This window comes from Xanthomonas sp. NCPPB 2864 (assembly GCF_056675615.1).
In genome coordinates, this window is the sequence record NZ_JBWWVS010000003.1 from 319,754 (window position 1) to 334,564 (window position 14,811).

Genomic DNA, 14,811 nt, shown 5'->3' on the forward strand with positions numbered 1-14,811 from the left:
GGTGCGAACGAATCGCGCAATTGCGCACACATTCAACGGCGCACGCCAGGGTTGAGGCGGATGAGGCTGTTGCCTGAAAGCCGCCGCCTGCGACGTGGTCGCAGGCGGCGTCAGGCGCGCCGGATCAGGGTGCCATTGCCAGTGTGCTGATGCCGCCCTTGGCCACCACGGTCCCGGTGGCAATGCCGCCCGGTGCGCCGCCTGGCGGCTCCAGCGTGACGGCCAGGATGGCCTCGTTGCTGAGCATGGGCATCAGCTGATCGGGAATCTGCGCGCGGCGTGCCCGCTGGTCGTCGAAGGTACCCATCGAATGCGCCTTGCCGTCCGGCGTGATCAGCCACAGCTCGGGCACCTTGTCGGCGGTGGCGGTGCGATCCAGCGGCGTCACCGTGATGGTGTGCTTGTCGGCATCCATCAAGGCGACATAGCCCGGGCGGCCGTCTTCGGTGGCCAGCGTGGAGGTCATCGCGATGCCGGTCGCCGGCGCGGTGGTGGTTGCAGGCGGCGTCACCGGTGTCTGTACCACCGGGCCGGTGCCCGGCGGCGGCTGCACCGCTGCCGGTGGCGTGCGCAGGTTCAGCAGCGCCAGCACGCAGACCGCGGCAGTGGCCAGGCCAGCGGCGCTTGCCCAGCGCCAGAACCGCACGCTGTTCCACACCGCTGGCTTTGGCGTGCCTATCGGCGGCGCTGCCGATGGCGCGGAGGCCACCGCATGCAACGGCGTATCGAAGCCCAGCGTCTGGCGGATGCGTGCCCAGACCTGGCCGGGCGGCGTCACTGCGGCGATCTCGTCCAGCAACGGCGCCAGATGTTCCTGCCACTGCGTCACCGCCTGGGCGAACTGACCGTCGGTGGCGACGCGTTGTTCGGCAGCCAGGCGCTGGTCGGCACTGAGCAGGCCCAGCACGTATTCGCCGGCCAGCACGTCGCGCGGCGGTTCCTGGTCAATGGGAAAGGGCGTGCTCATCGTTCCAGACATGCCTTGAGTTTGGCCAGGCCGCGGCGGATCCAGCTCTTGACCGTGCCGATCGGTGTGTCGGTGCGCGCGGCGAGCTCTTCATAGGTAATGCCATCGAAGAACGCGGTGCGGATCAATTCGCTGCGCGGCGGCTCCAGCTCGGCCAGGCAATGGTCGATGCGGCGACGCGTGCTGGCGCGCTCGGTGCGCTCCAGCGGCGAGGCATCGCCGGCGCGCAGTTCGCCGGCATCGTCCAGCGCCACGTTGCGGCGTTGCGGTGCATTGGCGCGCAGATGATCGATGGCCTTGTTGCGCGCGATCATCGCCAGCCAGGTGAGCCCGCGTGCACGGGCGGGATCGAACTGCCCGGCCTTGTGCCAGATCAGCGTGAACACGTCCTGCAGCACCTCTTCGGCTTCGGCACGTTGCGGGATCATGCGCAGGCAGACCCCGAACAGTTTCGGCGAGGTCTGCCGGTACAGCGCTTCGAAGGCATGCCGGTCGCCGCCCGCGGTTGCGGTCAGCAGTCGTCCGGTTTCATCGTCGTCGTGGCCAGGGATGGCACTCATGCGGTCGGGCGTTGTCTGAGGTGGGAGCGATGCTACCGGACTGTGCTGACGCTGTCCTTCACTTGCGCTGAAACCACAGCAGCACTGCCGCGAGCAGCAGCAGGATCTCGACGCCTGCCAATGCCACCGTGGGTGCGGAGACCGGCCACAGGCGCGCCAGCGAGACGCTGCGGAACAGCACGATCGGCACGTAGAACGCGAGTGCGACCAGCAGGCCGGTGCGCGGTTGATCGATCCAGGCGAAGTAGCCGAACAGGAACGCCATGCCCAGCTGCAAGCCGCCATAGATGACCAGGTATTCCGATTGCCCGGCCGGCGAGAGCTGGGTGTAACCCACGGCATTGGCGGTCTTGGCCGGCGAGAGCGTGCACCAGATTGCCAGGACGACGTAGAGCACTGCGTTGATCCAGAGGTAGGCCTTGGCCATGGCGATGATCCTGTATGGGGAAGAAGTGACCGGGCCGTTGTACGCAACCGCGTGTGGTCGAACGTGAAGATGGCAGGTGTCTGGTTCACGGGGCGCTGCAGCTCTTGGCCAGCGGCTGCTCGCGCGCCTGGCGCAGTTCATCGGCGCCGACGGCACGCGCAGCGGTGTCCGGAAAAACGATGCGTACGTGCGGATAGCGGCCACGCGCGTCGCGCAGGTTGCCCACGCCACGGAACTGCAGCAGGCGCTTGTCGGCGATGGCATAACGCACTTCGAGCGAGGGCACCGCCGCGCCGTACCAGGCATCCAGGCTCAAGCGAAACCGCCGCTCGCCGCCGGTATCGCCGATACGCTCGACACGAAACGCCAACTGGCGTTGCAGGCTGGGCAGCACGAAGTCCACGCGTTGCGGCGCGCTGGCGAGCGCCTCCCAGTTGTTGCGCAGGTAGGCATCGAAGCCGGCATCGATCACGCGCGGGCCGTCGTCGGCCGGCAATGGCGTGCGCTGCTCGGCCTTGCCGGGCTCCTGCTGGAACATCTCGCGCACGCCGTTGCGTTGCCGCACGCCCTGGCGATAGCCGTCGCGGCCGTCGATCAGGCTGAAGTCGGGCGAGCTGCCGCCGCCATCGACCTGCTTGCGCGCGAACGGGCGCCCATCCGGGCAGCGATACAGCACCACGCGTCCGCCATCGTCGAGCAGCCAGTGCGACTCGCGATAGCGCAACGCGCCGCTGTCGCCATCGAAGGCATCGCCATCTACGCGGGTGACCGCAGCCGCACTCAGCGGCAGGCCGCCCAGCACCAGCAGCAGCAACGGCGGAATCGGCCGGCAGACGGTGGCGAGCGCGGCAAGGGCGGCGGCGAATGGGCGCATCGGCGGATTCCTCGATGGGAGTGCCTACCAATACGAGCGCATCCGCAACACGGATGCGCCGGACGCGTCAGGACGTTCCTGACAAACAGGGCGTCGTTGGCGGCCGGTGCCGTTGGTCAGGGATCGCGTCGCGGTGAGATGCGCGCAACGCTGGCAGGCGTTGCGTTTGACGCGGCATGCCGCCTCGCCAGCCGCTCAGCTGCCTGGGTGCAGCGCGATGCAGTCCACCGGGCAGGCCGGCAGGCACAGCTCGCAACCGGTGCACAGCGCGGCGATCACCGTATGCATGTGCTTGGCGCCGCCGACGATGGCGTCCACCGGGCAGGCCTGGATGCATTTGGTGCAGCCGATGCAGTCGGCCTCCACGATCCAGGCCACCTGCGGCGGCGTGTGGCTGCCACGGCTGCGGTCGTACGGGCGTGCAGGACGCTGCAGCACGTGCGCCAACGCGCGTGCCCCGGCGTCGCCGCCGGGCGGGCAGTGATCGACATCGGCCTGGCCGTTGGCCATGGCGTGCGCATACGGGCGACAGCCGTCGTAGCCGCACTGGCCGCACTGGGTCTGCGGCAGCAGGCGGTCGAGGCGTTCGACCAGATCGGGCGATGAGGCGGGCGTTGCGATGTGCATGTCAGTGCAGCAGGTTGCCGCGATACCAGCGCTGCTGCGCCAGCGCCAGCATCGGCTTGTCCTCGCGGCTGTCGCCGTAGGCATGCACGCATGCGTAGTGCGACAGGTCGTAGCGCAGGCGGATCTGCGCAGCCTTGTGCGGGCCGCAATCGCCGTCTGCATAGCGCCCGCTCAGCACGCCGGCGTGGTGTTCCAGCTTGTTGCAGATCAACGACAGGCCATGCTGGGCGCACCACGGCTGCAGATACAGGTCCAGCGATGCCGACACCAGCACGACTTCATGCCCCTGTGCCTGGTGCCAGTCGATGCGTCGCATCATCTCGGCGCGCAACATCCCGGGCAATGCGTTGCGTGCATGGTCAGCCCCATGGGCGGCCATCTCGTCCAGCGAGCGACCACTGAAGACCAGGCGCGTGACGCGCGCACGCAAGGCGTGTGCGGAGACCAGCCCGATCCGATAGCCGAACACCCAGGGACCGGCCTGCCATTTCGCCGTCGCCAGCTGCGCAGGCGTCGCCACCTTGCGCAGGAAGCGCGCATAGCTGTCGCAGGTGGTGATGGTGTGGTCGAAGTCGAACAGGGCCAGGTGCATGGGGGCGGGGATTGGGGAGTCGGGAGTGGGGATTGGTTGGAGGCGCAGTGTCTGTTCCTCCTCCCACCGGGAGAAGGTGCCCCGCAGGGGGTGGATGAGGGGTCGGGCCAGGCACGCGTGTCAGGTCTCCCTCAACAATCAGCTCCGGCTTTTACAAATCCCGATTCCCGATTCTCCAATCCCGCCCCCCAATCCCGCCTCACCGCACCGGCATCCCCGGCTGCGCACCACCATCGGCGTCCAGCAGTGCCAGCGCGCCGCCGTCGAAGCCGGCCGACAGGATCATGCCTTCGCTGATGCCGAAGCGCATCTTGCGCGGGGCCAGGTTGGCGATGAACACCACGCTGCGGCCGACCAGCGCTTCCGGTTCGCCATAGCTGGCGCGGATGCCCGAGAAGATCTGGCGCTTGCCCAGTTCGCCGGCATCCAGTTCGAAGCGCAGCAGCTTGTCCGAGCCTTCCACGAATTCGCACACCAGCACCTTGCCGATGCGCAGGTCGAGCTTGGCGAAATCGTCGATGCCGATGAGGCTGGGAGTGGCGGTTGGGGATTGGGGATTGGCAGCGGCCGCCGGCGTCGTCTCGGCCTTGGACGGGGCAGGCTTGGCGGTAGTGACAGCGGGTGCCGCAGGTGCGGCCATGGTGTCTTTTGAAGCGTCGGTCATGGCGTCGATCAGTTTGGGGTCGATACGGGTGAACAGGGCGGTGTAGGGCTGGATCACGTGCGCGGTCAGCGGGCGGGCGACGTCTTCCCAACTGGTCATCGGTGCCGACAGGAAGGCTTCGGCCTCGGCACAGGTGCGCGGCAGGATCGGCTTGAGCGCGGCCACCAGGATCCGGAACAGGTTCAGGCCCTGCGTGCACACCGATTGCAGTTGTGCATCGGCGCCGTCCTGCTTGGCGATCACCCACGGCTTGGTGTCGTCGATGTACTTGTTGGCCTCGTCGGCCAGCGCCATGGTCTGGCGGATCGCGCTGGCCGCGTCGTTGCGCTCGTAGGCCTCGCGGATCGGCGCCAGCGCGGCGACGAAGCGGTCGTATTGCGCCGGGTCGGGCAGGGCGTCGGCCAGCTTGCCGTCGAAGCGCTTGCCGATGAAGCCGGCGCAGCGGCTGGCCAGGTTGACGAACTTGCCGACCAGATCCGCATTGACCCGCGCGATGAAATCGCCCAGGTTGAGGTCCAGGTCGTCCACGCCGCCGGACGACTTGGCCGCGAAGTAGTAGCGCAGCGCCTCCGGTTCCAGGCCCACGTCCAGGAAGGTCCGCGCCATCACGAAGGTGCCGCGCGACTTGGACATCTTGGCGCCGTCCACGGTGAGGTAGCCGTTGACGTGCAGCCGGGTCGGCGCGCGATGGCCGGTGCCGTGCAGCACCGCCGGCCAGAACAGGCCGTGGAAATTGACGATGTCCTTGCCGATGAAGTGATGCAGCTCGGTCTGCGTGCTGGCCACCAGATGCGCATCGAAGTCTTCGCCCATCTGCGCGCACAGCGTCTTGAAGCTGCACAGGTAGCCGATCGGCGCGTCCAGCCACACGTAGAAATACTTGCCCGGCTGGCCGGGAATCTGGAAGCCGAAATACGGCGCATCGCGCGAGATGTCCCAGGCGCGCAGGCCGCCTTCGGTGTCCAGCCATTCCTTGAGCTTGGCCTTGACCCCGGGCAGCGCTACATCGCCGGCCAGCCACTCGCGCAAAAATCCGTCGAAATGGCCCACTTCGAAGAAGAAATGCTCCGAGTCGCGCAGCTCCGGCGTGGCGCCGGAGATCACTGACCTGGGCTCCTTCAGCTCGGTCGGCGCATAGGTGGCGCCGCAGACCTCGCAGTTGTCGCCGTACTGGTCGGCGCTGCCGCAGTTGGGGCAGATGCCCTTGATGTAGCGATCCGGCAGGAACATGCCCTTGGCCGGGTCGTAGAACTGCGCCACCGAGCGACGGCTGATGTGGCCGGCGGCCTCCAGCTTTGTGTAGAACGCCTCGGTGAGCGCGCGATTGACCGGCGAATTGGTCGAATCGTAATGATCGAAGGTCACCCCGAATGCGGCGAAATCGCGCTCATGGCTGGCCTGAATGTTGGCGATGAAGGCTTCCGGGGTGACCCCGGCCTTTTCGGCGGCGAGCATGATCGGCGTGCCGTGGGTGTCGTCGGCGCAGACGAACCAGGTCTTGTCGCCGCGCAGCCGGCGCGCGCGCACCCAGATGTCGGCCTGGATATAGCCGACCAGATGGCCAAGATGCAGCGGCCCGTTGGCGTAGGGCAGGGCGGTGGTGACGAGTGCGGTGCGGGTCATGGCAGGCGTAATGCGGGGGACAGCCGATTATCGCATTAGTCGAGAGCAGGGATTGGGGCTGGGAATCGGGAATCGGGATTGGGGAATCGGTCAAAGCAGGGTCATGCGGCCGTGTTGTCAAGGCGCGCAGGTGTTTGGCCGCGCATGTAGCGTCAGGATGGAAGCGCACAAAAAAGGCGCCCTCACGGGCGCCTGCTCTTACCGATTCTCCAATCCCGATTCCCGGCTATTCGCGAATCCAGGTCTGGGTCCGGCCCAACGCTTCGATGCCGACATAGCCGCGCATCTGCAGCTTCTTGCCGCCATCGGTCAGGGTGACCTTGGCCTTGTAGGTCTTGCCCTTGGCCGGGTCGAGCACCGAGCCGCCGCTCCACACCGCGGTGCCGTCCGGCTTGAGGCCCCACAGGATGGTCATGCCCTTGATCGGCTTGCCCTTGAGCGCGCCATCGCACTTGTCGCAGGTCGGGTTGGGCCCGTGGTTGGACTGCAGGATGTCGACCACCTTGCCGCTCAGCGTGCCGTTGCCGAGCTGTTCGATCTGCACCACCGACTTGGGCTTGCCGGTCTCGTCGTCGATGGTCTTCCAGCGGCCCACCGGCGAATCGGCGGCCTGGGCCAGCAGCGAGGCAGCGGCCAGCGGCAGGGCCAGCATCAGGGTCTTGAAGGTCTTGCGCATGTGTCCCCTCCCAGGGATTGCTATGGCCGCCGTCGACGGCCTGACCGGAATGTATACCGTGGAGTATGGTGGCGGAAAGACGCGCTGCGGAATGCGTTCATTCGGCTACTGCAGCGTCACCTGCCTGCGGTTGTCCGCCGGCACGCGGTCGATCAGCTTGTTGTCCGGATCGAAGCCGGCTTCGACCGGCAGGCGGTCCACGGTCATGCTGAAACTGGGCGCGGCGCTGGTGACGTGCTGCCGTTGCAAGGCCAGCACCGGCGCCTGCGCATCCTTGCCGGCCGGAGCGCCGTAGATCGCCACTTCGATCCAGTCGTCCAGCGGCACTGCATGCTCCTTGCCCTTGCCATCGGCCTGCAGCTTGGCCGCCTGCGCTTGCACGGTCACCTCGAAGCGGCCATCGGGGCGTTTGCGTGCCTGCGCGCTGACCACGCGGTTGTCGTAGAAGGTGATCTTCTCGAACAGGTCGGTGATCAGGCCTTGCTGGTCCGGGCGTGCTTCGGCGCGAATGGCCTGCAGCAACTCGGCCGAGGTGGTGTAGGGCGGTTGTTGAAACGCCTTGGCCGCCAGAAAGCGCTGCAATGCGCGATTGAGCGCCTGCTCACCGATGTCCTCGCGTAGCCGATAGAACGCCAGCGACCCCTTGCGGTAGTGGATGTATTGCTGATCCTCCACCCGATACAGCGGCAACTCCTCGATGGTTTCGCCACCACGGCCTTCCAGGTAGCGATCCAGCTCGTAGCGGAGGAAACGGCGCATATGCGCGCGTCCGTACTCGCGCTCCATCACCATCAACGCCGAATACTGCGCCAGCGATTCGGACAGCAGGGTGGCGCCCTGCACGTTCGCACCGATCACCTGGTGCGCCCACCACTGGTGCGCCACTTCGTGCGCGGTGACATAGAACACGTAGTCGATGTCGTTCTTGTCGCGCAGGTCGGCGATGAAGCCGATCGACTCGGAGTAGGGAATGGTATTGGCGAACGACTGCGCAAACCGCGCGTAGCCGGGGAACTCGATGATGCGCACCTGATGATGCTGATACGGGCTGAAGTTGGCTTCGTAATAGGCCAGCGATTTCTGCACGCTCTCGATCATGCGCTGCACGTTGTACGGATGCTTGGGGTCGTAATAGATCTCGATCGGGATGTTCTTGTAACGCGCCTTGCGCACTTCCCAGCGTGCCGACAGGTAGGCATAGAAATTGAGCATGGGGCGGTCCATCACGTAGCGGAAGCAGCGCCTGCCATTGCGTTGGAATTCCTGCTGCAGATAGCCGGGCGCCAGCGCGATCTGGTCCGGCGCGGTGCAGACGGTGCTGGCGAAAGCGAGCCAGTCGGCATCGTTGCTGACGTAGGTGTTGGCGCGCGCGGCCTGGTCTTCAAGCTTGGGCATGCGGGTGGGTTCGCCCAGGCCGCGCTTGCGGCGCTCGTTGCGGTCGCTGATCTCGGCCTGCGTGTTGTAGCCGAACCAGGGCAGCCGGGTGGTGTTGAAGAAGCTGCCGTTGGCGACCAGTTCGGTTTGCGCCTGCTCGGCGGTGAGGCCGTGCGGATGCTGGTCCACGCGGAAGCGGAACACGCGCTCCTGCCCGGGTTGCAGCGGTGTCTGCAGGCGGTAGATGCGATAGCCGGCCGGGATATCGTGCGTGGTCAGCGTCTGCCCGCCCAGATCCACCTTGACCAGGCTGCGGTCGCCAGTGCGGCCCTGCATGCCGATGTGCACTTCGCTGATCGGTGTGGGGTGGGTGTTGCGCACCGTCCAGGTGGCATCGACCACGACCGACTGGGTTTCCGGATGCAGGTCGACGTGGTTGTCGACGGCGACGATGCGCGGCTGCGGAAGATCCTTGTACTTGCGGTAATCGCGCTCGTAGCGTGCCTGCAGGTCCAGCTGTTGTTCCGGCGACAGGAAGCTGTTGTAGACGTTGGTGTTCCAGTACAGCCAGCCGCCGATCGCCGCGAAGCCGAGCAGGGTGATCGCCAGGGCCGCACCGGTCGGGCTGCGCAGGCGCCGTAACGCCAGCCGCACGCGCTGGCGCAGGCCATGGCCCACGCCGCGCGGCCAGAACGCCGAGGACAGCAGGAGCAGCGCCAGCAGGCACACGCCCCAATAGCCCTGGAACCACAACTGGCCGGGCAGGAAGTGCCCGTAGCCGTTCATGTCCGAATACGGCGCGTTGGGCCAACCGCCGAAGGTGTAGAGGTTCTGGGTGTAGTCGAGCATCGACAGCACCGATTGCCCAATCAACACCAGCATCAGCAGCGCATAGCCGACGAACTTGTTGTTGCTCAGCACCTGCAGCGCTAGCGCCATGCCGCCCATCAGCACGTACAGCACCGAGCCCAGCGCCAGCGTCTTGAGATACAGCAGCGGCTCGATGCTGGTATAGCCACGGCCCAGCTGCAGCGCGATCGAGGTCAACGCACCGGCGGCCTGGAAGCTGGCGATCACCGCCAGCAAGGCGACGAACTTGCCGAGCAGCGGCACCCAATCGGGGACCGGCATCGCGTCGGTGATGCCGTCGATGCGGTTGCTGCGCTCCTTCCACACCAGCTCGCCGGCATAGAACAGCACCACGATGATCAGCAGAAAGCTGTAGCTGTTCTGCAGCGCCTCCAGCATCAACGAGGTCACCGGCAGCACGGCAGTGCCGTAATAGCGCGCTTTGAACAGCGCGGTCGGAATGAAGTTGGCCAGGCCCAGCATCAGCAGCACCACGAACGGCGCGCTGCGCAGCACGCCCAGCGTGTCGAAGCGGATCTGGCGCAGCAGTTGCCGCCATGCAGTGGCCGCGCCGAAGCGCGGGGTGACCGTCAGGCGTGTCGTGCCGACGCGCGCGCTGGCGGGAGGTGCATCAGCGGGCGTAACCGACGCCACACCACGGCGCCGCCGCGTCCCGCTGCGCTCGGTACGGAACAGCGCGAAGGTGGCGGCAAACAACACACCGCTCATGCCCAGCCACACCGCGCGATTGGCGAGCAGGTAGCCGGTCAGCGGCGGTAGCTGGTGGTTGCGCTGCTCCACCGACCAGTAGCGCAGCGTCTGCGATAGCGCGCGAATGCCGAGCGGGTCGGCCAGCGTGGCAATCCACACATTGTCCAGGTCGGCCATCAGCGCACGGCTCACGCCGTACAGCACGAAGAACACGATCACGCCGATGTAGACCCACAGGATGCTGCGCGTGGTCACCGCCAGCACCGACAGCAGCGCGGTGGTGAACAGCAGGTTGGGCAGCACCAGCACCAGCAGCGACCACAGATAGGGCAGCACCGCGACCGGCCCGAGCCGCGCCTGATCGATCCACGGCATGAACTGCGCGGCGAACATGCCCAGCGCGATCACCACATACATCAGCATGCCGGCGATCAGTGCAGCACCGATGCGGCCGAGCAGGTAGTCGCGCCGCCGTATCGGTGTGGAAAACACCAGCTCGGCAGTGCCCAGGTCAAAGTCGCGCAGCAGGGCATTGCTGACGAACAGGTTGATCACCAGCAGGCCAAGCAGGCTGAAAAGCCCCAGCAGCGTGGCGATCACCGTAGGCGCATTGCGCAGCACGTTGCCGATGCCGCCGCCGATCTGCACCGCATCGCTGGACAGCGCGGCAAACGCCAGCAACGCGTACAGCGCGGCCAGCAGCCATAGCAAGGGCGAGCGCAGTTGTTCGCGCAGCTCGAAGCGCAGGAACGCCATGATCATCGCCGCGCTCCGTCAGGCGGCCAGCGCTTGCTTGCGCAGGCGCTGGAAATAGACATCCTCAAGATCGGGAGCGACCTGTTCGAACCCCGGCTCCGGGCAGTCGGCACTGAACACGTGGATCACCGGGTGGCCGGCAATCAGGCGCGTGGACAGCACGGTGAAGCGCGCCTCGTAGTCGGGCAATGCCTGCTTGCTGACCTGTTTGCGCCAAACCTGCTGATGCAGCATGCCGATCGCATCGGCGGGCCGCCCGCTCAGCAGCACCTGGCCCTTGTTCATGATGGCCATCGTCGGGCACAGGTCGGTGACGTCTTCGACGATGTGGGTGGACAGGATCACCACCACGTTCTCGCCGATTTCGGCCAGCAGATTGAGAAAACGATTGCGCTCTTCCGGATCCAGCCCGGCGGTGGGCTCGTCGACGATGACCAGTTGCGGATTGCCCAGCAGCGCCTGCGCGATGCCGAAGCGCTGCCGCATGCCGCCGGAATAGGTGCCGAGCTTGCGCTTGCGCGCGTCCCACAGGTTGACCTGCTGCAACAGTCGCTCGACCACCTCCTTGCGTTGGCCGCGATCGGTGAGCCCCTTGAGCACGGCGAAGTGATCGAGCATGTCCAGCGCGCTCACTTTCGGGTACACGCCGAAATCCTGCGGCAGATAGCCCAGCCGGCGCCGCAATGCGTCCTTGTCGGCGAGTACGTCGATGCTGCTGCCATCGGCGTCGGTCAGGCTGACGCTACCCGAGTCGGGCTCCTGCAGCGTGGCCAGCGTGCGCATCAGCGACGACTTGCCGGCGCCGTTTGGCCCCAGCAAGCCGAACATGCCGCGCGGGATGTCGAGCGTGACGCCTTGCAGCGCATGCACGCCGTTGGCGTAGGTCTTGGACAGCGCACGGATCTGCAGCATGGACGGTTCCTGTGTCCTGGGTGGCCTGATCTTCACGGCGTGACCGCAGTGCCGCATGCGCCGAAAGTCACAGAGACGATCGACTACGCCTGCTCGACATGACCGTGCGGCGGATGTGACCGAACCCGCAGGGCATGCTGCGCTCAACCCACTTCGTACAGCTCCAGCGGCAGGTCATCCGGGTCGGCGAAGAAGGTGAAGCGGCGGCCGGTGTACTCGTCGATGCGGATGTCTTCGGTGGCCACGCCGTGCGCAGTGAGATGCGCCACGGCCGCGTCCAGATCCTCGACGCTGAAGGCGAGATGGCGCAGGCCGCGTGCTTCCGGGCGGCTGGGGCGCAGCGGTGCGGTGGGAAACGAGAACAGCTCGATCTGGCCACCATCGGGCAGTGCCAGGTCCAGCTTCCAGGAATCGCGCGCCTGCCGGTAATGCTCATCGAGCACCCGCAGGCCCAGGATGTCGCAGTAGAACCGTTTGGACATCGCGTAGTCGCCGGCGATGATGGCTACATGGTGGATGCCGGCAAGCTTCATGCGGCACCTCGCAAGCGCCGCGCGATCGGCTGCGACGCGCCCAGACTGTCGGCGAGCGCTGGTGCGTTGCGCGCAGCGGCTGTGTCACGTGGTGCGCATGCGGGCACCACCGCGCTGGTCGAGCGAGACGTCTTCGCATGCATGGGTGGTTGCAGGGCGTGCGGCATGGCGACCTTCCAGGTGAACAGTACGCAAGCATACCCGCGGGCCGTTGCACGCTGGTGCACCGTCACAGCTTGCCATCGCATGGCTGTGCTCGCCTGGCCGCGCATGGCAGGATGCGTTGCCACCGATCAGACACGCCGATGCCCGAGCCGCCGTCCACCGCCGCACTGCAATTCCAGCGCAGCATGCAGGTGCGCCACCTGGTGATGTTGTCGCTGGGTGGGGTCATCGGCACCGGCCTGTTCTTCAATACCGGCTACATCATCGCCAGCACCGGCGCGCTCGGCACGGTGATCGCCTATCTGATCGGCGCGCTGGTGGTGTATCTGGTGATGCAGTGCCTGGGCGAGCTGGCGGTGGCGATGCCGCAGACCGGCGCCTTTCATGTGTATGCCGCGCGTTATCTCGGCCCGGCCACCGGGTACGTGGTGGCGTGGTTGTACTGGCTGACCTGGACGGTGGCGCTGGGCTCGAGCCTGACTGCGGCGGCGTTCTGCATGCAGTACTGGTTCCCGCACACACCGGCATGGCCGTGGTGCCTGCTGTTCTGCGCGCTGATCTTCGGCCTGAACACGGTGTCGGCGCGCTGGTTTGCCGAAGGCGAATTCTGGTTCTCGCTGATCAAGGTGATCACGATCGCGCTGTTCATCGTGCTTGGCGGCGCGGCGGTGATCGGCGTGCTGCCGTTGGCCGATGGGTCGCCGGCACCCGGATTGCGCCACCTGCGCGCCGACGGCTGGTTTGCGCAAGGCACGCTGCCGATCCTGATGACGATGGTGGCGGTGAACTTCGCCTTTTCCGGCACCGAGTTGATCGGCGTGGCCGCTGGCGAAACCGCGCAGCCGGCGCGTGCGATTCCGCTGGCGATCCGTACCACGCTGGTGCGGCTGGTGGTGTTGTTCGTCGGCACCGTGCTGGTGCTGGCCGCGTTGCTGCCGGCCGGGCAGGCGGCCGTGGACACCAGCCCGTTCGTGCGCGCGTTCGAGTTGCTGGGCATCCCGTATGCGGCCGATGTATTGAATGCGGTGATCCTGACGGCGATCCTGTCGGCGGCCAATTCCGGTCTGTATGCGGCCGCGCGCATGCTGTGGTCGCTGGCCAACGAGGGCACGCTGCCGGCGCGGCTCGCAGGCCTGACCCGGCGCGGCATCCCGTTGCCGGCCCTGATACTGAGCATGTTGGGCGGCCTGTTGGCGCTGCTCACCGGCGTCTATGCGGCCGATACCGTGTTCGTGGCGATTTCGGCGGTGTCCGGCTTTGCGGTGGTGGTGGTGTGGCTGAGCATCTGCGCCTCGCACTACCGGTTCCGGCGCCAGTTGCTGCGCGATGGCGTCGCGCCGGAGAGCCTGGCCTATCGCGCACCGTGGTATCCGTGGACGCCGCTGCTGGGCTTTGCACTCTGTCTGCTGGCCTGCATCGGCCTGGCATTCGATCCGCAGCAGCGCATTGCGCTGTGGTGCGGCATCCCGTTCGTGGCGCTGTGCTATGGCGCCTATGCACTCACCCAATGGCTTGCGAGCAGGAGGCAACCCACATGACGATTCTTCCGCGCCAGCCGCGTGACGGTGCGCCGTTCAGCCAGGCGCTGCAGCAGGACGGCTACGTGCTGCTGGATGGCGCGCTCGCCACCGAACTGGAGCAGCGCGGCTGCGATCTCAACGATGCGCTGTGGTCGGCGCGCGTGCTGATGGAGCAGCCGGAGCTGATCTATCAGGTGCATCGCGACTATTTCGCTGCCGGCGCGCAATGCGCCATCACCGCCAGCTACCAGGCCACGCCGCTGGGCTTTGCCGCGCGCGGGCTGGACCTGGCGCAATCGCAGGCGTTGATCGCACGCAGCGTAGACCTGGCCGCACAGGCGCGTGCCGATCATCTGCAGGCGCAACCGCAGCACGCGCCGTTATGGGTGGCCGGGTCGGTCGGGCCGTATGGCGCCTACCTGGCCGATGGCTCGGAATACCGCGGGGACTACGCCCTGCCGCTGGCGCAACTGATGGACTTCCATCGCCCGCGCATCGCCGCGTTGGCCGAGGCGGGGGTGGATGTGCTGGCTTGCGAGACGCTGCCGTCGGCCAACGAGATCGTCGCGCTGCGCCTGCTGCTGGAGGAGTTCCCGCAGCTGCACGCGTGGTTCTCGTTCACCCTGTGCGATGCGGCACATTTGAGCGATGGCACCGCGCTGGCGCAGGTCATCCCCGCGCTGGATGCGTGTGCGCAGGTGATCGCGGTGGGCATCAACTGCATTGCGCTGGAGCAGGTCACCGCCGCGTTGCAGACATTGTCCGCGCTGACGGCGCTGCCGCTGGTGGTGTACCCCAATTCCGGCGAGCACTACGATGCCGGCGCAAAACAGTGGCATGCCGGCAGCACGACCGCATGCACCCTGGCCGACCAGCATGCGCAGTGGCTGGCGGCCGGTGCGCGGCTGATCGGCGGTTGCTGCCGCACCACACCGCGCGACATCGCCGCGCTGGCGCGTGCGCGGGTGGCGGGCTGAGCTG

Annotated in this window: 13 protein-coding genes; 2 read left to right on the forward strand and 11 right to left on the reverse strand. The window is 66.7% G+C overall.

All coding sequences use genetic code 11. The features are described 5' to 3' along the window. Nucleotides 1–124 precede the first annotated feature (124 nt). From AC1KVE_RS09725 to gloA2, 11 genes are all read right to left on the reverse strand, one after another. Entirely contained in the window at nucleotides 125–967 is an 843-nt protein-coding gene (locus AC1KVE_RS09725) for an anti-sigma factor (RefSeq protein WP_181143123.1), read from the reverse strand. Further along, nucleotides 964–1,527, reverse strand: a complete 564-nt coding sequence (locus AC1KVE_RS09730) for a sigma-70 family RNA polymerase sigma factor (RefSeq protein WP_024940529.1) — start codon at nucleotides 1,525–1,527, stop codon at nucleotides 964–966. The genes AC1KVE_RS09725 and AC1KVE_RS09730 overlap by 4 nt, the downstream gene beginning before the upstream one ends. A 58-nt stretch (nucleotides 1,528–1,585) precedes the next feature. Beyond that, on the reverse strand, nucleotides 1,586–1,954 hold the full coding sequence (locus AC1KVE_RS09735) for a DUF4345 family protein (RefSeq protein ID WP_024940530.1): 369 nt from the start codon (nucleotides 1,952–1,954) through the stop codon (nucleotides 1,586–1,588). Nucleotides 1,955–2,039: 85 nt separating this feature from the next. Then, the gene (locus AC1KVE_RS09740) at nucleotides 2,040–2,828 is read right to left on the reverse strand and encodes a hypothetical protein (protein ID WP_481092357.1); all 789 of its coding nucleotides are present in this window, start codon (nucleotides 2,826–2,828) and stop codon (nucleotides 2,040–2,042) included. 195 nt (nucleotides 2,829–3,023) lie between these two features. After that, nucleotides 3,024–3,455 carry an Rnf electron transport complex subunit RnfB gene (gene rnfB / locus AC1KVE_RS09745; RefSeq protein WP_049818222.1) on the reverse strand — a complete coding sequence of 144 codons (432 nt, stop codon included), beginning with the start codon at nucleotides 3,453–3,455 and terminating at the stop codon, nucleotides 3,024–3,026. 1 nt (nucleotide 3,456) lies between these two features. After that, nucleotides 3,457–4,047 carry an HAD family hydrolase gene (locus tag AC1KVE_RS09750; protein WP_104552952.1) on the reverse strand — a complete coding sequence of 197 codons (591 nt, stop codon included), beginning with the start codon at nucleotides 4,045–4,047 and terminating at the stop codon, nucleotides 3,457–3,459. A gap of 199 nt (nucleotides 4,048–4,246) precedes the next feature. Beyond that, nucleotides 4,247–6,334 carry a methionine--tRNA ligase gene (gene metG / locus AC1KVE_RS09755; protein ID WP_481092358.1) on the reverse strand — a complete coding sequence of 696 codons (2,088 nt, stop codon included), beginning with the start codon at nucleotides 6,332–6,334 and terminating at the stop codon, nucleotides 4,247–4,249. Between the two features lie 226 nt (nucleotides 6,335–6,560). Beyond that, nucleotides 6,561–7,010 (reverse strand): DUF2147 domain-containing protein, encoded by a 450-nt coding sequence (locus AC1KVE_RS09760; RefSeq protein ID WP_016904108.1) that lies wholly within the window; start codon nucleotides 7,008–7,010, stop codon nucleotides 6,561–6,563. Between the two features lie 105 nt (nucleotides 7,011–7,115). Beyond that, a complete protein-coding gene (locus AC1KVE_RS09765; protein WP_481092359.1) occupies nucleotides 7,116–10,706 on the reverse strand; it encodes an ABC transporter permease/M1 family aminopeptidase in 3,591 nt (1,196 codons plus the stop codon). Nucleotides 10,707–10,718: 12 nt separating this feature from the next. Beyond that, nucleotides 10,719–11,612 carry an ABC transporter ATP-binding protein gene (locus AC1KVE_RS09770; protein WP_481092360.1) on the reverse strand — a complete coding sequence of 298 codons (894 nt, stop codon included), beginning with the start codon at nucleotides 11,610–11,612 and terminating at the stop codon, nucleotides 10,719–10,721. A gap of 143 nt (nucleotides 11,613–11,755) precedes the next feature. Next, a complete protein-coding gene (gene gloA2 / locus AC1KVE_RS09775) occupies nucleotides 11,756–12,145 on the reverse strand; it encodes an SMU1112c/YaeR family gloxylase I-like metalloprotein (protein ID WP_481092361.1) in 390 nt (129 codons plus the stop codon). Nucleotides 12,146–12,450: 305 nt separating this feature from the next. Between gloA2 and mmuP the strand changes: the two genes are divergently transcribed. Both mmuP and mmuM read left to right on the forward strand, forming a co-directional pair. Next, complete coding sequence (mmuP, locus tag AC1KVE_RS09780) at nucleotides 12,451–13,848, forward strand: S-methylmethionine permease (RefSeq protein ID WP_481092362.1); 1,398 nt, start codon at nucleotides 12,451–12,453, stop codon at nucleotides 13,846–13,848. Next, nucleotides 13,845–14,807 carry a homocysteine S-methyltransferase gene (gene mmuM / locus AC1KVE_RS09785; RefSeq protein WP_481092363.1) on the forward strand — a complete coding sequence of 321 codons (963 nt, stop codon included), beginning with the start codon at nucleotides 13,845–13,847 and terminating at the stop codon, nucleotides 14,805–14,807. Before mmuP ends, mmuM begins: the two co-directional genes overlap by 4 nt. Nucleotides 14,808–14,811: the final 4 nt, after the last annotated feature.

Coding starts and splice junctions, on each gene's coding strand:
- AC1KVE_RS09770 (WP_481092360.1), bottom strand. CDS start 11,612: ATGCTGCAGATCCGTGCGCTGTCCAAGACCTACGCCAACGGCGTGCAT.
- AC1KVE_RS09760 (WP_016904108.1), bottom strand. CDS start 7,010: ATGCGCAAGACCTTCAAGACCCTGATGCTGGCCCTGCCGCTGGCCGCT.
- AC1KVE_RS09725 (WP_181143123.1), bottom strand. CDS start 967: ATGAGCACGCCCTTTCCCATTGACCAGGAACCGCCGCGCGACGTGCTG.
- metG (WP_481092358.1), bottom strand. CDS start 6,334: ATGACCCGCACCGCACTCGTCACCACCGCCCTGCCCTACGCCAACGGG.
- gloA2 (WP_481092361.1), bottom strand. CDS start 12,145: ATGAAGCTTGCCGGCATCCACCATGTAGCCATCATCGCCGGCGACTAC.
- AC1KVE_RS09765 (WP_481092359.1), bottom strand. CDS start 10,706: ATGATCATGGCGTTCCTGCGCTTCGAGCTGCGCGAACAACTGCGCTCG.
- mmuP (WP_481092362.1), top strand. CDS start 12,451: ATGCCCGAGCCGCCGTCCACCGCCGCACTGCAATTCCAGCGCAGCATG.
- rnfB (WP_049818222.1), bottom strand. CDS start 3,455: ATGCACATCGCAACGCCCGCCTCATCGCCCGATCTGGTCGAACGCCTC.
- AC1KVE_RS09750 (WP_104552952.1), bottom strand. CDS start 4,047: ATGCACCTGGCCCTGTTCGACTTCGACCACACCATCACCACCTGCGAC.
- mmuM (WP_481092363.1), top strand. CDS start 13,845: ATGACGATTCTTCCGCGCCAGCCGCGTGACGGTGCGCCGTTCAGCCAG.
- AC1KVE_RS09730 (WP_024940529.1), bottom strand. CDS start 1,527: ATGAGTGCCATCCCTGGCCACGACGACGATGAAACCGGACGACTGCTG.
- AC1KVE_RS09740 (WP_481092357.1), bottom strand. CDS start 2,828: ATGCGCCCATTCGCCGCCGCCCTTGCCGCGCTCGCCACCGTCTGCCGG.
- AC1KVE_RS09735 (WP_024940530.1), bottom strand. CDS start 1,954: ATGGCCAAGGCCTACCTCTGGATCAACGCAGTGCTCTACGTCGTCCTG.